The following is a 19,283-nucleotide window of genomic DNA, read 5'->3' as shown; positions in this document are numbered from 1 at the left end:
ACACATGATGAACGACACTGTCCTCCTGTTTCACGGCATTGCCCGGACGAAGAAAAGCATGGCGAAGCTCGCCGGCTTCTTGTCCGGCCACGGTTATCGGGTTGTGAATGTCGGTTACCCCTCCACCAAGTTTTCGATCAGCGACCTCATCGACATCATCCGACCGGAGATCGACGGCGCCGCGAAGGAGGCAGGCGACGGCCGGGTCCATTTTGTCGGTTATTCGATGGGCGGGCTGATCATCCGCGCTTTTCTCAGGAGCTATCGCCCAGCCAACCTGGGAAGGGTTGTGATGGTCGGAACGCCGAACAACGGCAGTCAGATTGCCGATTTCCTCAAGAACTGGCCCTTATATAGGAAGATCTATGGACCGGCAGGACAGCAACTGATTACCGATCAAACCGCAATGCCCGAGCTGTTCGGCACTGTGGATTATGAACTTGGCATCATCGCCGGGAATCGGACCATCGACCCGGTCTCCTCCCTTATCATCGGCCTCAGGGTTCCGAATGATGGAAAGGTTTCGGTGGAGAGCACCCGTCTCAACGGCGCGTCGGCGCATATCGTCATTCCGGCAAACCACACGTTCCTGCCCGTCAACAAGACGATGTGGAGCGAGACCCTGTCGTTTTTGCAAGATGGGCGGTTTACAAGCTGAATTTCCACATATTCAAACATCCGCCACATGCCCTCTGCTTAATTCCCCGCGGCACCGGTATCGAAGGAAATGTAATGACCGCCATCCTGCGAAAGAAAGTTCACGGCGCGTCTACACGCGGACAGGTCATCGATGGTGCGCCCGATGTCGGCGTCGCCTATCAGGTGTTTTCCGATACGGTGATCGAAGACGTTATCGTCAAGAATTCTCCTCGAGGCTTCAAATTTCACAATGGCAAGAATCTTACCGTCAGGCGCTGTGAAACGGAGAATGTGAACGGCGACGGCATCTACCTGACGAAGACGACGCACGTGTTGCTGGAGAATAATCGCATCGGCGCGGCACCGGGCGAGGGAGCAGACTGCTGCCAGTTCGCCTATCAAAACAGCGACGACAATATCAGCTCCGATATCGTGATCCGCGGCAACCTCTTCCTGCAGTCGCCGGCGAGCGCTTCGAACAAGGGCGCGCTGGTCTGTGACAAAACTCGAAAATACCTGGTCGAATACAATTTCATCGGCGGCAAGAATTTCTCCTTTTCGTCGATTGGGGATGACGCCGTGGTGCGCAGCAACATCATGCGCGATGGCCGGATGAATGATTATTCCTTCGGCTATGGCATCGGCGACAAGGCCGACCACGCCGGGCATCACGTTTATGACAACTGGATCGAGAACACCAATCGTGGCGTCAGCCTGAGCGGTTTTTCGGATCAGGAGCTGGCATTTCGCAAAGACATCGATATCCACGACAACGTCATTAGCCAATGCGACATCGCGTTCTTCGCCAACCGTCGGTGGTCCGGCAGCTTTCGGCGCAACGTATTTCTGCAGTGCGAGCAGGACATCGTTCTCGAGAGAAACGGCAAAGCGACTGCGGGTGATATCGATGGCAACTATCGGAACGACGGCAGCTTTCTGAATGTCACCCCACCGCCGCTTCGCTTGAAGCCTGACGGCAAGGCTTCGGTTTCCTCCGGCGAATGGACATCCGAGCCCGACGAAATCCGCATCCAGTGGCGTGACAAGGGGATCGACATCCCAGGCGCCAATCGGCCTTCCATTACAGTTGAGCCTGGCATGGAATTGTCATGCGTCCTGCTGGCCCGCAAGGCGCAGAACTGGATGCTGGCGATCGCTGAGACTGCTTATGACGACTTCACGCCGCGCGCATGGCAAGAACACAGGCTGCCTTGGCAGAAGCGCTATCTCTCGATTTAAGCGGTGCGACGGGGGCCTGGATCGCGCAAAATCAGGATCGACGCCAGCGAAGTCTCATGGCCTTACCTGCACTGAGCGCTTTGCGAACCGGCTCATCGTAGAGGCGGGTGACGATAATGGCCAATAGGACGATCAGTGGAAGAACGATGGCAAAGATCGCCCAAGCCGGCGGCTGTCCCAGGCCGGCGGCCTTCCAGGCTCCCAACAGCAAGCCCAGCAGCGGAACATGAATTGCGTAGAGCGCGTAGGACGCCTCTCCCGCAATAAGAAGCGGCTGTCGCAGCACGCCATCGAAGTTGGCTGTGTAAAGCACAAGCACGGCGATAGGAAATAGAGCAGTGATGACAATCAGGTCCTTTATGCCAACCAAGGCGGCTGGCGCCTGGAAGACGAGAAGAGCAGTCGCGACGACGATGACCGCCACTGCAGTTGCTTTTCCGATGCCTGAAGGGGAAAGCCGCTCACGGTAGCGGTACATCAAGATGCCGAGGGTGAAGGAAAAGAGAACGCGGGGAAAACCGGAGAGCAAAGCGCCGTCGAGCGGGATCAGGTCGGCGCTTCCATGGGCCAGCGTTTGCGCCGCCAACCAAAACCATGACGCAAGCAGGATGAGTGCGAGCACGCCGCTGGACAGCATTCTCGCCGCATAGCCGTAGGCCAGGTTGATCACGATCTCCAGGAATAGCGACCATGACGGGCCGTTGAAGGGGAACAGATTCGGCGCCTTCAGCGATGTTCCACCGATCGCCGGCAGGAAGAACATCGAGGCAATCAACGAGGTGGCGAACAGCATGGGATCCATTTGCTGATTTCTGCTGAGCGACATGCCCGCATATGCGAGGACGCCGAGCAACAAACCGAGCAGATAGAGGGGGTATAAGCGGATGAGACGCTTGATGGCGAAATCATTGGCAGAGAGCGAAGACTCCTGGATGAGTTTCTTCTCATAGGCGTGGCCGATTACGAAGCCGCTGAGACAAAAAAACAGGTCGACGGCGAGGTATGCAGCAGGTGCTGCATCAAATCCGACAAACCCTTCGGTATGATGCACTGCCACACAAATAGCCGCCAGGCCGCGAATCCCATCGAGGCCAACCAGTCTACGAGTATTTGAAGTCATCTTTTTAGCTTGGTGCATGTTGCGCGCCTGCCTGGGTCGGTTTGCGGAAGCGGGACAGGAACTCCGGGCCGAGGCTCGTCAGTGCGATCACGGTATGGGGCCATAGGATGAAGGGGGCCAGCATCATTCCGGCTTCGGTGAACGCGCCGATCAGGATCAGGAGGATAATGACAACCTCCTTCCTCTTGGTGATGGCGAGCGCTTGATTGAGGGGTGACGAGGTCATCTTCCCCACGAGCCGCACCACCACGAACGACGTCCAGATGATGGTGGCGGGTATGCCCATGTTCAGCGCAAGTTCGATATAGGTGTTGTGGGTGGATTGAGCGTCCCAGGTAAGGCGGACATATTGCTCCATGATTTCGGGCTGTCGGAACAAGGCAAATCCCCAGCCTGTAAGGGGCCGCTCGAAGATCAGCGGCAGCAACTGTTCCCAGACATTCGTACGTCCGCTGAGCGTAAGGTCTTTCCCGAATGACTCCGCAATCGCCTGTGCCACACCCATCAACGCGACGGAGACGACAAAGCCCAGCAGGGCGAATGCGAGAAGAACGACGAAGGATCTGAAGATCCGGCCTGGAAAGCGCTGAATCCAGCTCATTCCGTAGTATACGGCTATTCCGATCGAAAGCAGAATGATCGCCGTCGATGATTTCGCCAACACGATGAGCACGAGGTAGAGCAGCATTGCCGCCCATCGCAGAAGATCATAGTACCGCAGACGCCACATCGGCAGGGCCGGCAGCAGCAAGATGAAGTTTGTTGCCGAGAACTGGCCGAGCATGTTCTTGTGGTAAAATGCCCCTTTCACCATCCCGGCATAACTGCCTCTCATCACCGCGAACCGCGGAAAGGCTGCTGTGTAAAGTATATTGATGAAAGCCGTTGCAATCGCAAATTTCGCCAGGCTTTCAAATGTGTCAACGGCTCCGTAACGGGCCCGGTAAAGAATGGGTCCAGCTGTCAGCAATGCGACGGCGACGAGGGCTCGGAGCGAGGCTCCGACGCTGACGGAAAAAGCAATCGAGAGAAAGACGCATAAGAAGACTATGCCGACGAGCGGCGAGGCGCTGCGAATCAATTCGAAGATGCGCCTGGGCTCCAGGACGCAGTAGAGGCCAATGAGTGGAACGAGCGACATCAGCAGCAGCCGCATCGGCATGGGGTCTTTGCCGATGCCCTCCTCGAAGTCGGCCGGCAGCCCATACCACATGCCGGTCGCTCTCCAGAGGGAAATATAAAATATTGCCGAGAGGATGATCCGCACGAAGGTTTCACGCCGAATGCGATATTGCGCGCGAACTCTGGGTCTATGTCTTTGCAGGCCAATCGGTTGGTAGCTGTCAAATGAGGTGCTCATGACATTCCGCCTTACGTTTTGGTAACCACCTGAGCGGCAAAAATCAAAGCTGCAGACCCGCTGCGGCGAGGAAGCTCGTGATCAGCTTGTATGCCCCTTCATTGAAATGAAGATGGTCAGGCTTGTAGTTGGAACATTCTTTATCGCTTGGCTTACCGCACCGCAACATATCATCGTTCATTTGAACAAACGTGACACCCGGCATTTCGGCCAATGACGATGCTACAAGCTGGTTGGCCGGAATTCGTACATCCTCGTAGAAGGCATAGCGCTTGCCCCGAGGCGGTATGGACAACGCATAAATATGGGCGCCTGGCCAAAGAGCGCGAACCTTGCTGACAACAGCCACGACACCAGTTGCCACAGCGCACGGCGCAGTTTTTGCACCCAGATTGTTCGTGCCGATAAGCACGACGACATCGGCGGGATGGAAATCCGGAAGGTTTAGACCATCGAGGCGGTACAATGCATTTTGCGTGGTATCCCCAGCGACCCCGAGGTTCATCACTGGGCGCGTCGGAAAGCTGTCCTTGATCCAGGGCTGCCAGAGCTCGACAAGTGAATCGCCGACAAGAGCCAGATTGTATCGGGCAGATTTGTCGCGATAGCTCGGAAGAGCGCGATCATATCTCTTGTTTGCCGGCTTTTGTAGCGCCAGCGTATTCGACACTTTTGCAGGGTCGGGGCATTCCTGTGCGAAGGATGGGCCAGCATTGCTGACAATGAAAAGGAAATTCAATGCGAGGACGATGACGAGGTTGGCGAAAAGTCGCAACATTCAGATTACCGATATCCTGACGTCTTGGGGCTTTCATTATTGAAGAGGAAAATGGCGGTGGCAAGGAGAGAGTGGCTCTGGCCTCTCCGCCCGCAATGCTCGGCACCATTGGCAGCCGATCCATGAAATGGAAATCACTGACCGCATCTGATCAACGAAGTCTTCAATTGCCGGAACCAAAGACCGAACCCGCCGTTGATTGCCATGCCCAACCGTGTCCGGGAGACAGGACAGACATGGCACGTCAGACATTCTGGAAAGGCTATCTCAAGCTCTCGCTCGTCACTGCCGCCGTCTCGCTGACGCCGGCGACGACCGAAAGCAACAAGGTCCGTTTCCATGTCCTCAATCGCCAGACAAAGAACCGCGTCGAAAGCCGCTACGTCGACAGCGTCACCCATAAACCGGTGGCTGAGCGTGACCAGGTGAAGGGCTATCCGCGCGGCGAGGACGACTATATTCTTCTCGAAGACGAGGAGATCGAGGAAGTCGGGCTCGAAAGCACCCGCACCATCGAGATCGACAGTTTCGTGCCGCGCGGCTCGATCGATTGGATCTGGTACGACAAACCGCATTTTCTGGTGCCGGAGGACGAGGTCGGGGTGGAAGCCTTCTGCGTCATCCGCGAGGCGATGAAGGCGAATGACGTCGTCGGCATCGCCCGCCTCGTCCTTTATCGTCGCGAGCGTGCCGTGCTGCTGGAACCGCAAGGCAAAGGCATCGTTCTCTGGACCTTGCGCTATGGCGCCGAAGTGCGTGAACCCGTGGCCGAACTCGACGATAAGACCGGGATCGACAGCAAGCTGCTGACGCTGATGACGCAACTGGTGAAGGAAGAGACGAAGGATTGGAGCCCCACCATGGTGCAGGACCCGATCCAGAAACGCCTGAAGTCGATGATCCGCGGCAAGCAGAAGAGCCTGAAGAAGGCCACGCCTGCGGAAAAACCCGCACCGGTCAAGTCGACGGGCAATGTCATCAATATCATGGATGCGCTGAAGAAGAGCCTGGCCGCGGAAGGCGGCCGGAAGTCGCGCCAATGAAAAAGCGGCCAGCCGTTTTGGGGTAACGACGCACATCAATCGAAGACTTAAAGCGCACTGCGGGATTCCACTTTGACGCGCTACAGGTCCAGCTACTTCGCCGGTGCGGCAAACCGATGCATTCGCGCGAGGTCGGGTGCGCCTGAGATTGCCCATCGGGTCGAGGCCATCTCAGCTTGCCTTCTTGCGGCTATCGATGCGCGCCGGCGCCTTCTTCTTCGCCAGGGCCTTCTTTGTTGGAGCCTTGCCGCTCATCTTCGCGCTCTGACGCAGCGCTTCCATCAGGTCGACGACCTTGCGTTCCGGCGGCTGTTTCTTCTTCGGTGGTGCCCGGCCCTCGATCTTCGCCTTCACCAGTTCGATGAGGGCAGCCTCGTAGCGATCTTCGTATTCGCTCGGTTCGAAGCTGCCACGCTTGGTCTCCAGGATATGACCTGCGAGTTCGAGCATCTCCTTGTCGAATTTGATGTCTGGAATGTCCCTGAAGATGGTATCGGCCGAGCGCACCTCGTAGTCGAAATTCAGCATCGTCGCGACGATGTAGTCGTCATGAGGGCGGATCAGCAGCGTCCGGTTGCGCCGGAAAAGCACGGCTTCGGCCAGCGCCGCGACCTTGCCGTCACGCATGCCCCTGGCGATAAGCGACAGCGCCTCTTCGTCATGCTCGTCCAAGGGTGCGAGGTAGTAAGGGCGGTCGAAATAAAGCTTGTCAATATCGTCGTAGGCGATGAAAGCCTTGATGTTGAGGACCTTGTCGCTTTCCGGCATGATTTCGGCGATCTCGTCGCCCTCGATGACGATGTAATCGCCATTCTCCATCCGGTAACCCTTGACCTGCTCGTCCCGCTCGACCGGTTTGCCAGTCTCGCTGTCGACGAACTGCCGTTCCACCCGGTGGCCGGTTCTGCTGTTGATGATGTGGAAGGAGACGCGGTCGGAGGAGGAAACGGCGGTGTAGAGTCCGACGGCGCAGGCAAGGTCGCCCACCTTCAGATGACCTTTCCAGCTTGCCCGAGCGGCCATTCCATCCTCCGTCCCAAATCAGAGCCGGCTGCCGCTCTTGTCGGTTTCGAGCGGCTGGAAATCCCAGCCACCGTCGGGTGAGGGATAGGCGAGCATCGCATCGCCATTGCCGATCTTCTGGCGCGACGCGGCGTCCTTGGCATGGACAATCGCTTCATCCGCCGTCGCATAGGTTTCCGAAAGTGTGTCGCCGAGCTTATAGGCCCAGCCATTGTCATGCGGCACGACCTGATAGGTGATATCGGCCATCTCGGATCTCCTCTTTTATTCAACAGTGAGAACATGATGCCGAAAACTGCTCACGATTTTCCGCATCATGTTCTACTTCCGATGTGGTTTGCGCCGTTCGTCGAGCGCAATGATCTTCTCTAACGATGCGATATCCTCGCTGGTGACGACAGGAACCGGATCGGCAGCGATGGCTTCCAGCACCGCCTGTGAGACGGCGCCGTTTCGGATCGCCCATTCCAGCGTTTCGCGCGTCTCCCGCTCGGCCTTCAGCTGCGCATAGAGCGCAACGATCAGCCGATCGCGAGCATCCATCCGCCGGCCTTGGTTATCCATGCTGCGGACGTCAGGCATCGCAATCCACCTTTGTCACTGATTTCGTTCAGGTGTATTCAACTGATGACAGATGGAAAGGTTCCGAAACCGGTGGGCGGCCGTTTGCCATTGCCGCCTCAAGCGGAAATCACTATCTGCAATATATTCGCAAGAGGATTTCAACATGGCCGATCTCAAGGCTCGTCCCCGCCCGACCGGCGCCACCGCCGTTCTCGGCCGTACCGGTTTCCCGCACGTCACTTCCGCCACCAAGGGCGAAATCGCTATCGTCACCGCGCCGTCGCAGCCGGGTTTCAATCCGCTCGACCTGCTCTATTCCTCACTCTCGGCCTGCCTGGTGCTCAGCGCCCGCATCGTCGCCAGCCAGATGGGTGTTCTCGACAGGATCAGCGAAATTACCGCCGACGTCACCGGCGAGAAGGCGACGGACGGCCTTTCGCGCGTTGCCAGGTTCAACATCGCCTTTTCCATCAAGGGCGATATCGATGAGGAAACCCGGCGGAAAATCGCCCATGCCGCCGAAGACGAGATCTGCACGGTGAGCAACACCATCCGCGGCAATCCCGAGTTCTCGACGACGATATCGGGGTAAGGCTAAATCTGCATAATAATTATAGACAATTAGGCGAGGAGGATTGCGTGACCAATGCCCCGCTTCTATGCTCCGGCATCGAAAGCAATGATCCCGGCCACCATGCAGCCCAAGCCTCTCCCGACGTCTCAACAGCCCGTCGTTGCCATCATCGGCGGCGGCGTCTCCGGTGCCGGCGTCGCCTATCATCTCGCGAGAGCCAACTGCGGCGAGCGCCCTGTCATCGTGGTCTTCGAGCCGCGCGCCGAGCTTGGCCGCGGCCTTGCCTATGACACCGCGGATCCGGCCCACCGCATTAATGTTCCAGCCGCCAAGATGAGCCTGCAGCCCGACGACCTGGGGGAATTCCAGGCCTGGATCGAAGCCCGCGACGCCGTCGTCGACGACCCTGAGGCCAAACAGCCCGAAGGCCTGCTCTTCCCCCGGCGCCGACTGTTCGGCGATTATGTCGCCTCGCTGCTGAAGCCGCAGCTGGAAGACGGTGCAGTGCGTCATTGCCGCGCCGCAGTGACCGGTGTCGAGCGCCGTGCCGGCCGCTGGTTGATCCTCGACGACAGAGGCGGCGTGACGGAGGCCGATATCGTCGCGATCGCCACCAGCCATCCGCCGCCGGCAGCCCCCGGCCGGCTTGCAAGCCGGCTTTCGGCCCATCCCCGTTTCATCGCCGATACCACCAAGCCCGGCGTGATCGAGGTGATCCGCCCGCAAGATCGGGTGCTGGTCATCGGCAACGGATTGACGGCCGCTGATGTTATTGCCTCGCTTGCTGAGCGCGGGCATGACGGTCCGGTAACCGCGATCTCGCGCCGCGGTCTGCGGTCTCGCGGGCATGCGCCGATGCCGCAGCAGCTCTTCGGCGATTTCGTCTCCGATGCGACCCATTCCGCCGTGTCGCTGCTGACAGGGATCCGCACTGCGATAAAAGCGGCGAAGGCGGAGGGCATAAGCTGGCATGGCGTGATCGACCAGGTGCGGGCGCAGGGATACGATCTCTGGCAGGCGCTGCCGGTTGCCGAACGACGCCGTCTCGTCCGCCATCTACGTCCCTATTGGGATGTACACCGCTTCCGTATCGCCCCGCAGGTCGAGGCTGTGCTCGACGCGGCGATTGCCTCGGGCCGCCTCGATATCCTGGCCGGCTCGGTCGCCGATGCCCGCATCGAGGGCGAGTTCATTCTTTGCATCCTGCAGCCGCGTCATCAGCGCCAGCCGTTGGAGGAACTCTATGACGCCGTCGTCGTCACCACCGGCCCGGCGCATGGCGGCATTCTCGAAACCCAGCCGTGGCTCGCGGCACTCGCGGCAAACGGCTACCTGTCGCTTGATCCAACCGGCCTCGGCCTTGCCTGCACCGAGCGTTCTGAGGCGATTGGCCCGTCGGGAACGGCAGATCCTTCGCTGCTGATCTCCGGCCCGCTGGCGCGCGGCACCTTCGGCGAGCTGATGGGACTGCCGCAGGTGACCGAGCATGCGTTCTTCGTCGCCGGCGAGATCGCCGAAAAGCTGCGGACGAGCGCTACGAATAGGCATCCTGCCTGATTTTCCATCAATATGTCGCTCTTCGACTGTCCCCGGTCATCGACTTCTGATAGCCACTCGGCCACCAACACTCGCCGGCCCATCATTCGGGCGACCAGAAATATCGAGACCATGTCGCAGGCTGCCTCCACCCTTTCCGAAGCTTCGCCTTCCAATCGTTTCGCCCTTGCGTCGCTTCTTCTCGGCGGGGCGGCGATCGGCGGCTCGCCGATCTTCGTCAGGCTGTCCGAAGTCGGCCCGATGGCGACGGCCTTCTGGCGCGTGGCGCTGGCGTTGATCCCGATCGTCATCGTCTCGCTCATGAAGAAGGAAAGGGGACCGAAACCGCAAAGCCTTTCCGACTATGGCATGCTGATTCTCCCGGGTGTCATGTTGGCGCTCGACCTCGGCGCCTGGCACCTTTCGCTCACCATGACGTCGGTCGCCAATGCAACCCTGCTTGCCAACCTCGCACCGGTTTTTGTCACGCTGATCGCTTTCCTCTTTTTCAGCGCGAGGATCAGCCGCATCTTCCTGTTCGGGCTTGTCCTGGCACTGTCAGGCGTCGTCATCCTGAAGGGCGGACCAGCAGCCATCGGCAATGGCGACCTCCGCGGCGACGGCATCGCGATGATCGCCGCCTTCTTCTATGCCTGCTACATCCTTGCGATCGGCAGGCTGCGCAGCCGCTTCGATACGATCCGCATCATGCTGTGGAGCACGGCATCGGCTGCCGCCTTCATCTTTCCGGTCGGCTTCTTCTACGAAGGTCATATGCTGCCCGCGACCGTCTATGGCTGGTCGATCGTCTTCGGCCTCGCCTTTATCAGCCATGCCGGCGGGCAGGTGGCGATCACCTATGCGCTGGCCTATCTGCCGCCAGCCTTTTCCTCGCTGACACTGCTGCTGCAGCCAGTCGTCGCGGCCATCCTTGCCTGGGCGCTGCTTAACGAGGCGATCGGGACGATGCAGGCGCTCGGCGGCGCCGTGGTGCTTGCCGGCATCATGGTTGCCCGGACATCCCGCGTTCAGGTGTGAAGCCGAGGCCGATCGTCAGCGATTTTCCTGCAGCAGCCATTTCTGGATGATCGGCACATCGGCATCACCGAGATCGTGACCGCCGGGGATGACGTCGGAATCGACGGTGGCGCCCGAACTCTTCAGCCTCTCTTCCAATTCGCTCGCATATTTGCCGTAGGCATCCGTCTTGCCGCTGATGACGAGCAGGTCCGTGCCCTTCAGATCGGCATGCGGATAGTTGCTGAGAACAGGCATAGAGCGCAGCAGCACCGCCTTATGAACCAGGTTCGGATGCAGGTAGAGCAGCGAGTTCAAAAGGTTGGCGCCATTGGAGTAGCCGACATAGACGACCTTATCAGGATCAAGCCCGTAGGATTTGACGGCCCCCTCGATGAAGGCCGCAAAGGCCTCGGCCTCGGTCTTGATGTCGTTCTGGTCGAAGGAGAAGGGGGTAATGCGCTTGTACCAGCGCGGAAACCCTTCCTCCGTCGCCCGGCCGCGCACGCCGAGCAGCGTTGCCCGCGGCGCCACCTTGTTCAAGAGCGGCATCAGCGTCGTCTCATTGCCGCCGGATCCGTGCAGGAGCACGAAGACGCTGCCGTCTGGGTCGGGGGGCGTATAGAAGCGATGGACGAATGGCAGCTCGCGATAATTGATGCGCGGCTGGCCGGGCATTGAAAATTGCGGCAGCATCACCTTCAGGTCATGGAGATTGGTGATGGCTTCGGGTGGCGCGAACAGCTTGCCCCCGAGGGCGGCGTGTTCTTCGTCCACGGTCATGCCGGGTTTGTCGGTCGCAAGCTCTATCAGCGTGCCGCCCGGCTCGCGGGCGTAGAGCGAGCGGAAATATTTGCGGTCGTGCATGTTGGTCGGTGACGCGTCGGTCGCCTCCAGCGCCTTGCGCACCGAAAGCAGCGTCTCCTCGTCGGCGGCGCGGAAGGCGACATGATCGACCGTACCGGTGCCCGGCGCGCCGGACCAGAAGCCGCGCGCATCGCGCACGTCGATGATGTCGCCGGACTGCGACACCAGCCTGTCGATCGTGCCGCGGTTGGCCTGGAAACGGTAACCGAAATGGCTCTCGAGGAAGCTGCGGCTTTCGGCGGGCTTCTCCGTCAGCATGGTCGCGCCGCGCACCCGCTGGATGGCATGCTCGACCGGGATCGAGGCGCCATCCCAGGCGGCCGGCGATACCAGGTTCTTTGCGCCTGCGAGCTTGAGGATGATGTTGTCGGGGTCTTTCAGCCGCAGCACAGGCTCGCCGAATTCGTCGGCCGGTCCTTCAGAACGCAGGCCGAAGCTCATGGCGCGCGTCAGCCAGTAGCCGATGCTGGCGGAGTTTATCGACAGCGATATTTCGCTGATCTGGCCATAGCCGGCCCGGCCGGGCGCACCATCTTCCCAGGCGAGGAAGGTCAGGAGAGAACCTGGTGTCCCTGCAGCATCGCCATAGAAAAGATGAAGTTGCGTCGCGTCCTCGTAACCGGCTGTCTGCTTGACGAGCCGCATGCCGAGAAATCCAGCGTAGAAGTCCACGTTCGCCTGCACCTTTCGGGTGACGGCCGTGACGTGATGTATGCCTGATACCATCGAGAGCAGTCCTGATTGAAGCGGCGTCGTCAGGAGCGCGAGTATGAGAGCTGCGAAGGTCATACCGTTGCCAATGACGATCGCTTAGTTTTGTTCCGCACAAAGCGCAAGCGAATCGCCGCGCTGCAACAACTCCAAATGTTCGACATCTTCGAGCGCCTCTTCCAGTTGCTGCAGGGTCGGCGGCTTGACCATATAGGCGCGCGCGCCGAGATTTCTGGCCCGCCGCATGTCGCTCTCGTCGCTTGATGTGCTGAGAATGCAGACGGGAATTTGCTTGAGGCGGACGTCGGCTGAAAGCGCATGCAGCACCTCGAAGCCGTCCATGATCGGCATGTTGATGTCGAGCAGCATCAGGTCGATCTGTGGCACATCGGCGATGCCGGCGCGTTCTTCGAGCAGCCGCATTGCCTCGCGTCCGTTGGTGGCGACATGCAGGTTGAAATTCACCTTCTCCCGCCGCATCAGCTTGATCTTCAGAATCTGGATGTCGGCCGGGCTGTCTTCCACCAGCAGCACTTCGGCCAGCCTGCCCGAACCTTCGCCTGGTTGCTCCGCCGGCCTGGCGCTGTTTGGGATGGCCGATGCGGCAGACGGCGTGGACCTCGCCTCGGCGAGCGGCACTTCGAGAATGAAGGTGGCGCCCGGCCCGTTTTCTGCCTCGCACCAGATCGAGCCGCCATGCATCTGTGCGATGCGGCGGCAGATGGCAAGGCCGAGCCCGGTGCCTTCGATGCCGCGGCCGACGAGGCGCTTGAACGGCTGGAAGATCAGCTCGCGATGCTCAGGATCGATGCCGGGCCCGTTGTCACGCACGGTGAGGCGGCAAATATCGCCCTGCGCTTCGCCTGCGATGCTGATCTCCGGGACTTTCTGCTCGCAATAGCGGATGGCATTCGACACCAGGTTCTGCAGGAGCTGGGTCAGCAGCGTCGCATCGCCCATCACCTCCGGCAGCGCCCCGCGGATGATGATGGCGCCACGGCTTTCGGTCTGCTGACGCAGATTGTCCTCCACCTGGTCGAGCACATCAGAGAGCGAGACCGGCCTGAGCTCCAGCCCGCCATAGGCCTCGAGCCTGGTGAAACCCGAGACCTTGACGATCAGGTCCTCCATATGGTCGGCGGCGCTGAGCACGTAATCGAGCAGTTCCCGGTCTTCGGCCGGAAGCGCTGCAGAACCGTGCAGGATGCGGCTGAAGGATTTGATCGTCCGGAGCGGCTCCTTCAGATCATGGGCCATGGCGCGGGTGAAGATCTCAAGCGATTGTCGCTTCTGCTCCAGCTTTGCTTCCAGCATGCCGTGCATGATGGCGTTCTGGATGCAGCGATGCAGAGTCTCGGGCGACAGCGAATCCTTTGTCAGATAGTCGCGCGCGCCGCTCTTCATCACCTCGACGGCCACGGTTTCGTTGCCCTGGCCGGTCAGCATGATGACGTTGGCGGCGGGATCATCCTCCAGGATATCGGCGAGAACGCCGAGCCCGTCGCGACCCGGCAGCGAATAGTCGAGCAGGATGCAGTCCGGCCGTTTCCGGCCGTTCAGTGCAAGGCCCTCTTCGCCCGTCTCCGCCTCCACGACGGTATAGGCAGTGCTGGAAACGCGGCCCAATATGCGGCGATAGACGTCGCGATCGTCGATGTTGTCGTCGATGATGAGAATGGAGCAGTGTTCCGCCAATCTGTCAGTCCTCGAGCGGCAGGATCGCGATTTCGAACCAGTATTCCTTCAGCCGCTGGATCGCCGCGAAGAGCCCGTCGAGATCGACCGGCTTCTGCACATAGGTATTGGCGCCCAGCGCATAGCAGCCGTCGATGTCGCGCTCGTCGTCGGAGGTCGTGAGGATCACCACCGGGATCTTACGCCAACCGGCGTTCGACTTGATCGCCTCCAGCGTCTTGCGGCCGTCAAGACCCGGCATGTTGAGATCGAGCAGGATCAGTCCCGGTTTCGGCACCATCGAGGCGAGCATGTCGAGCGCTTCCTGACCGGAGGCCGCCCAGCGGATCGAGTTGCGCAGGTTGGTGCGTTTGAAGGCGCGCATCGTCGCTTCGAAATCGTCCTCGCTGTCCTCGACGATCAGGATCGGTTGCGTGTCACGCTGCTGCATTCTGCCCCTCGCGCTTTTTTCCCAGGGTGAAATAAAATGTCGTGCCGGTGCCGACCTCGGATTCCAGCCAGATATCGCCATTGTGCCGCGCGATGATCTTGCGGACGAAGGTAAGGCCTGCTCCGGTGCCGTCGTCGGAATCCTGCGACTTTTCCAGCCGCTTGAAAATGCGGAAAATATCCTCGTGGAATTCCTGCGGAATGCCCTTGCCGTTATCCTTAACGAAAAACACGTTGCGGGCAACCGTGCCGTCCTTGCCGACGAACCGATCGAGGTAACCGATCGAGACGAGCGGCGCCGGCTTGTCATTGTATTTGATCGCATTGGTGATGAGATTGCGGAACACTTCGGTCAGCCGCGGCGCGTCGCAGACCACCTCCGGCAGCCGGCCGTCGATGATGACCTTGGCATGCCGCTCCTCCAGCAACAGCTCCATGGTTGCGACGACATCCTTGACGATCAGGCCGATATCGGTGCGCTTGACCGCCAATTGCTGCCGCCCGAGCCGGGAGAAATAAAGAAGGTCGTTGACGAGTTTCTCCATGCGCTGGCTGAGGCGCACGAGCCGGTTCAGCCGGCGCACGCCGTCCTGGTCGAGCTTGTCTTCATAGTCCTCCAAGAGGAAGCGGGAATGGTTGTGCAGGCCGCGTAGCGGTTCCTTGAGGTCATGCGAGGCGATATAGGCGAATTCATCGAGGTCGTGGTTGCTGCGCTCGAGCTCAGCCGTATAGGCCTCGAGCTGGGAAAGCGTCGTTTTCATCCGTTCTTCCTGGCGGACGCGTTCGCTGATGTCGCGCACGATACCGACGAAGGTCTTCGTTTGGCCGGTGACGACGGCGCTGATGGAAACATCGATCGGAAAGACGATGCCGTTCTTGCGTCGTCCGGAGACCGTACGCGTCGTGCCGATGATGCGCTCCTCGCCGGTCTGCCGGTAATGGGCGAGATAGCCGTCGTGCTCGGAATGGTAGGGTTCGGGCATCAGCATCTTGATGTTCCGGCCGATCGTCTCCTGCGGGGAGTAACCGAACATGCTTTCAGCCGCCGGATTGAAATTCTTGACCGTTCCACGCTCGTCGATGACGACGACGGCATCAGGAGTGCCGCGCACCAGCGCGCCGAAGCGGACGCGCTCGCTTTCCAGGTTATAGTTGTTGCGCATGAAATAAAAGACGAGGATCGCGATCAGCCAAAGCGTGGCAGCCGTGATGGCACGGTTGGCGATTTCCTGCCAGAACGCCGCCTCGTTGTGCTTGACGGCGAAGAAGCCGAGCATCAGGAGCACGGTGCAGGCAAAGGCGAAGAAAAGCGGCGCATTTCTGTTGCCGAACCAAAGGGCCGTCAACACCAGCGGCACATAGAGAATGCCGTTGGCGACACCCAGCGGCGTATAGAGATCGACAAGAATGCCAGTGAAGCAGACCGCAGCCGGGATCCACAGTGGGATCTGCGCCCGGTTTGTCGGCTGCATCCACCAGGAGCGGGCGAGAAGCCCCGAGCCGAAGATCACTATGCCGATCGCCGTATGCAGCGCCATCGCCGCATAGGGTCCCCAGCGGTAACCCTGTTCGGCATCGGTGACATAGCCGGCCAGCGCGATCATGCCGAGCGTGATAAGGACATAGCTCGTCAGTTCCTGCACGACCTGGCTTTTCTTCTCCACGTAGAGCGAGGGCAGCAGCGAAAGATTGGCGATCAGGAAGACCAAAGCCGTGTTCGGCCCCATGCCGCCGCCGATCTTTGCGATGAAATCGGGCGGAACCAGGAAGCGCGTGATCAACATATCGACATTGTGAAAAGTCCGCCCGATCGTGACGATTTCCACGAGGCGGGCCGCAGCGATCGCCGCCGCAAGCCCCGCCGTGATCGTTGCCGTTATGCGAAAACGGCGGGCCGCCAGTGTCGAGGCGGCAAGCCCCACGCCGGAAAGCACGAAGCAGAGAGCGGTGTTGAAGGCCATCGACGGAAAGCCGGGAACCAGCGAAATGACAATCTCGACCTGCAGTAGCCAGCCGGCAAGGGCAGTCACGCCGAGAAGGAACATCAGGCAGCCGACGGCAATCGCGAAGCCACGGTAGTGCCGCCTTGGCTGCTCCTGCAGGTCCACGTTGCCCTGATCCTGCACCCGTGTGTCCTCCTTCGGTTCGCGCGGCCATCTTTTCCGAAATCGAGGAATACTCAATAGGCAAGGCAGGGCGGTGCCACGCTTTTTGCGAAATGATCTGCGATAAGGTATATCGAATTTTAGTGGAACCGCGGTATCGTGATGTCGAAGGACAGCGAGGTTCATTCGAACAATATCCAAATCACGGTGCTAGATGACCACCCTATTTTATGTCGACGACAGCAAGGATGACCTCTTCTATGTCGACTATATGAGCAAAAAGCAGCAGATAGACGTCGATCTATTCTGTTTTTCCACGGCCGAAATGGCGCTGGAGGCACTGGAGACGCGCGCGGCGGAAGGCAAGACCTCGCCTGATCTGCTGGTCGCCGATCTCTACATGCCGCTCGATAGCGGCATCGGCCTGATCACTCGGTTGCGCCTGGATGATCGTTTCAAGGCGATGCGGCTTGCTATCTGCAGCGGATCGGATGCTGCCGAGGACCGCGCGCGCTCGCTCGATGCCGGCGCCGATGTCTATCTGGAAAAGCCACTTGACCTTGCCACGATCATTCTCAATCTTGAGATGTAGAAAACGGCGAAAGCCATATGACCTATTCCCTCTCATTCGTCCAAGCCATATGACAAACCGCAATTGACAAGGTCGAGGACGCATCACAAGATGCAACCGGAGCGAAGAATATGGAACGCAAAAATAAGCGCTGAGAGAACCGATCAACCCGCGTTCGCCGCCACGAACATCAGCCAACCCCTTAGCTGAATGGGTCTTCGGCTCTCTCGCGCTTACGTCTGGCACTGCCTTCTCGCATTCATGGATGTTGAATGCAGGAAGAATACGATACCCAGGTAAGAACTACTGCCCCTCAGTAAAATCTGCCCGTGCATCACCTGTCGTTGAGATAATTGATGATTTCCGCCTTACATATCGAAAGTCCCCGTTTTCGATATCTCTCATCAACCGTCTCGCATTTTTTGTAGCTCTTCGCGTTTAAGACGTATATCCCAAGATTTCGGGATTAGAGGTATCGGCGGGAGGAGAGGAAGAGTGGGAATGAGCAATGCCCCGGCAATTCCCTTTCATGCCGGACCGGAGCTTAGCCGGGCCATCAACCGCACCGATTTTTTCCGCCTGCTGAAGTCGGCGGCGCAGCATTACAACTTCGACAATTTCGCACTTGCCCGCATTTCCGAGGCCTCGGCCCCTTTCGGTGAACGCGATATCGTCATCACCAATGTCGCTGAGCGGCGTGTCGGCCTTTTCATCACGACGTTGAAGGAAGCGCTGGGAACCGTCCGGGCAAAGACCGCCCAGTTCCTGGCGACGCCGGTCCATGGCAGGGGCGCACAGCCGGAAGTTTATCCGTCCGATCTTGTTTTCAACGAATTCCTGGGTGGCGTCTTTCTCTTCATCCCGCTGTTTACGCCGGAAGGGCGGCGATACTGCCTCGTGCTCAGCGGCGAGCGTCAGGAGCCGGATCAGAGTGAGATCGCCGACATGCTCCTCGACGCCATGCGCATTTTCGACAAGCTCTACGAGGAAATCCTGGCGCCGGAAATGTCCGGACGGCTGACCCAGCGCGAATCGGAAATCGTCAAATGGACGAGCGAAGGCAAGACGTCGGCGGAAATCGCCATTATTCTCGGTCTCTCCGAACACACGGTAAATTCGCACATCACTGCGGCCGCGCGCAAACTTGACGCCGTCAACCGCGTTCATATGGTGGCGATCGCCTTGAGGAATGGTTTGGTTTCGTGAAATTGGTTTCGGATTGGGGAAATGAGACGATGATCACCGAAACGGGCCGGAGGAACACCGTCAAGGTTCTCTTTGTCGATGACGAATTCATCGAATTCCGCGCGCTCAAGAAGAAGATCGCCGATCTCTCCGAGCCGGCCGTCGAGGTTGAATATTCGCCATCGATCGGTGACGCGCTGGAAAAGATCCGCCTGGCACGCTTCGATCTCATCCTGCTCGACAACCGCCTGCTGCCCAATGCCGATTTCCGCGAAACGGTGCCGGAGTTGCGCGGCATCGGTTACACCGGCCCGATCGGCGTCATCTCGACCGACATATCGGGTGGCTATTTCCAGGAATTCCCGGATTACGGCGTCGATTTCCGCATCGGCAAGGACGAAATCGATGCCCAGGCGCTGCAGCACATCATCCGCGAATATGTGACCTATGACGTCCCGGATTTCTGGAAGGACGATTACAGCATCTAAAGCGCCTCGCGAACTTTCAGATACGCTTGCCGCGCATTAGGTCTTTGTTCTCACGCATGCCGTTTTCGCAAAACCGCTTCACATTTTTGCGCGACATGCTTAGCGCGATTCTAGAGCGGGATTGTTTTAGGTCTGTTCAAATCCGGCTTCCCTGAAGTAGTTTTGGCACTCTTTCGGCGAGACGGTTTGAAGGGTGGCTGCCAGCGCGTCGTCGACAGCCTGTCGGGTTCGGGCCTGCGCCTTACGCAGCTCGTGCTTGATCTTGGCAAAGAGCTTTTCGATCGGATTGAGATCGGGAGAGTATTGCGGCAGGAAGAACAATCGGGGCGCCGGCCTTGC

20 protein-coding genes are annotated in these 19,283 nt (G+C 59.2%); 9 read left to right on the top strand and 11 right to left on the bottom strand.

The features are described 5' to 3' along the window. The first annotated feature begins 7 nt into the window (after positions 1-7). Positions 8-658 (top strand): lipase family alpha/beta hydrolase, encoded by a 651-nt coding sequence (locus HFO99_RS31380; RefSeq protein WP_222365575.1) that lies wholly within the window; start codon positions 8-10, stop codon positions 656-658. A gap of 74 nt (positions 659-732) precedes the next feature. Next, entirely contained in the window at positions 733-1,878 is a 1,146-nt protein-coding gene (locus tag HFO99_RS31375) for a right-handed parallel beta-helix repeat-containing protein (protein WP_222365574.1), read from the top strand. Positions 1,879-1,909: 31 nt separating this feature from the next. Here HFO99_RS31375 and HFO99_RS31370 read toward each other — a convergent pair whose 3' ends face one another. From HFO99_RS31370 to HFO99_RS31360, 3 genes are read right to left on the bottom strand one after another with little or no spacing between them, the layout of a single operon-like run. After that, on the bottom strand, positions 1,910-3,016 hold the full coding sequence (locus HFO99_RS31370; RefSeq protein ID WP_222365573.1) for an acyltransferase family protein: 1,107 nt from the start codon (positions 3,014-3,016) through the stop codon (positions 1,910-1,912). Then, entirely contained in the window at positions 3,003-4,358 is a 1,356-nt protein-coding gene (locus tag HFO99_RS31365; RefSeq protein ID WP_222365572.1) for an O-antigen ligase family protein, read from the bottom strand. The genes HFO99_RS31370 and HFO99_RS31365 overlap by 14 nt, the downstream gene beginning before the upstream one ends. A gap of 43 nt (positions 4,359-4,401) precedes the next feature. Then, positions 4,402-5,136 (bottom strand): GDSL-type esterase/lipase family protein, encoded by a 735-nt coding sequence (locus tag HFO99_RS31360; RefSeq protein WP_222365571.1) that lies wholly within the window; start codon positions 5,134-5,136, stop codon positions 4,402-4,404. A gap of 236 nt (positions 5,137-5,372) precedes the next feature. Between HFO99_RS31360 and HFO99_RS31355 the strand changes: the two genes are divergently transcribed. After that, on the top strand, positions 5,373-6,179 hold the full coding sequence (locus tag HFO99_RS31355; protein ID WP_222365570.1) for a Ku protein: 807 nt from the start codon (positions 5,373-5,375) through the stop codon (positions 6,177-6,179). Between the two features lie 171 nt (positions 6,180-6,350). Here the strand turns inward: HFO99_RS31355 and HFO99_RS31350 are convergent, their stop codons facing one another. The 3 genes from HFO99_RS31350 to HFO99_RS31340 form a co-directional block, all read right to left on the bottom strand. Further along, positions 6,351-7,202, bottom strand: coding sequence for a Ku protein (locus HFO99_RS31350; protein ID WP_222332250.1), 852 nt, complete (start codon positions 7,200-7,202; stop codon positions 6,351-6,353). Between the two features lie 18 nt (positions 7,203-7,220). Then, positions 7,221-7,451, bottom strand: coding sequence for a DUF2188 domain-containing protein (locus HFO99_RS31345; RefSeq protein WP_222332249.1), 231 nt, complete (start codon positions 7,449-7,451; stop codon positions 7,221-7,223). 72 nt (positions 7,452-7,523) lie between these two features. Then, positions 7,524-7,784: a hypothetical protein gene (locus tag HFO99_RS31340; RefSeq protein ID WP_222251104.1), complete on the bottom strand. Its 261-nt coding sequence runs from the start codon at positions 7,782-7,784 to the stop codon at positions 7,524-7,526. A gap of 145 nt (positions 7,785-7,929) precedes the next feature. On the opposite strand from HFO99_RS31340, the gene HFO99_RS31335 reads away from it, so the two are divergent. The 3 genes from HFO99_RS31335 (at position 7,930) to HFO99_RS31325 (ending at position 10,914) form a co-directional block, all read left to right on the top strand. Then, entirely contained in the window at positions 7,930-8,358 is a 429-nt protein-coding gene (locus HFO99_RS31335; protein ID WP_222251105.1) for an OsmC family protein, read from the top strand. A 54-nt stretch (positions 8,359-8,412) separates the two neighbouring features. After that, positions 8,413-9,897, top strand: coding sequence for an FAD/NAD(P)-binding protein (locus tag HFO99_RS31330; protein ID WP_222365569.1), 1,485 nt, complete (start codon positions 8,413-8,415; stop codon positions 9,895-9,897). A gap of 111 nt (positions 9,898-10,008) precedes the next feature. Beyond that, a complete protein-coding gene (locus HFO99_RS31325; RefSeq protein ID WP_222365568.1) occupies positions 10,009-10,914 on the top strand; it encodes a DMT family transporter in 906 nt (301 codons plus the stop codon). A 15-nt stretch (positions 10,915-10,929) separates the two neighbouring features. Here the strand turns inward: HFO99_RS31325 and HFO99_RS31320 are convergent, their stop codons facing one another. The 4 genes from HFO99_RS31320 to HFO99_RS31305 are packed head-to-tail and all read right to left on the bottom strand — an operon-like array spanning position 10,930 to position 16,886. After that, on the bottom strand, positions 10,930-12,549 hold the full coding sequence (locus HFO99_RS31320) for a VOC family protein (RefSeq protein WP_222365567.1): 1,620 nt from the start codon (positions 12,547-12,549) through the stop codon (positions 10,930-10,932). Positions 12,550-12,570: 21 nt separating this feature from the next. Continuing rightward, on the bottom strand, positions 12,571-14,166 hold the full coding sequence (locus tag HFO99_RS31315) for a response regulator (protein ID WP_222365566.1): 1,596 nt from the start codon (positions 14,164-14,166) through the stop codon (positions 12,571-12,573). A gap of 4 nt (positions 14,167-14,170) precedes the next feature. Further along, a complete protein-coding gene (locus tag HFO99_RS31310; protein ID WP_017966997.1) occupies positions 14,171-14,596 on the bottom strand; it encodes a response regulator in 426 nt (141 codons plus the stop codon). After that, positions 14,583-16,886: a sensor histidine kinase gene (locus HFO99_RS31305; RefSeq protein ID WP_222251115.1), complete on the bottom strand. Its 2,304-nt coding sequence runs from the start codon at positions 16,884-16,886 to the stop codon at positions 14,583-14,585. The genes HFO99_RS31310 and HFO99_RS31305 overlap by 14 nt, the downstream gene beginning before the upstream one ends. 28 nt (positions 16,887-16,914) lie before the next feature. Between HFO99_RS31305 and HFO99_RS31300 the strand changes: the two genes are divergently transcribed. The 3 genes from HFO99_RS31300 (at position 16,915) to HFO99_RS31290 (ending at position 18,944) form a co-directional block, all read left to right on the top strand. Then, positions 16,915-17,292, top strand: a complete 378-nt coding sequence (locus tag HFO99_RS31300; protein ID WP_130786416.1) for a response regulator — start codon at positions 16,915-16,917, stop codon at positions 17,290-17,292. 480 nt (positions 17,293-17,772) lie between these two features. Continuing rightward, on the top strand, positions 17,773-18,477 hold the full coding sequence (locus HFO99_RS31295; RefSeq protein WP_222365565.1) for a helix-turn-helix transcriptional regulator: 705 nt from the start codon (positions 17,773-17,775) through the stop codon (positions 18,475-18,477). A gap of 29 nt (positions 18,478-18,506) precedes the next feature. Then, positions 18,507-18,944, top strand: a complete 438-nt coding sequence (locus HFO99_RS31290) for a response regulator (RefSeq protein WP_222299279.1) — start codon at positions 18,507-18,509, stop codon at positions 18,942-18,944. Between the two features lie 126 nt (positions 18,945-19,070). On the opposite strand, the gene HFO99_RS31285 is transcribed toward HFO99_RS31290, so the two are convergent. Then, positions 19,071-19,283: transposase (locus tag HFO99_RS31285; protein ID WP_222365564.1), on the bottom strand; the 213-nt coding region annotated here is incomplete at its 5' end.

Origin of the sequence: Rhizobium leguminosarum (genome assembly GCF_019798305.1) — a bacterium.
Taxonomy (GTDB): Bacteria; Pseudomonadota; Alphaproteobacteria; order Rhizobiales; family Rhizobiaceae; genus Rhizobium; species Rhizobium leguminosarum_U.
Note: the sequence above shows the minus strand (reverse complement) of the source record. Positions and strands in the feature narration are given on the sequence as shown.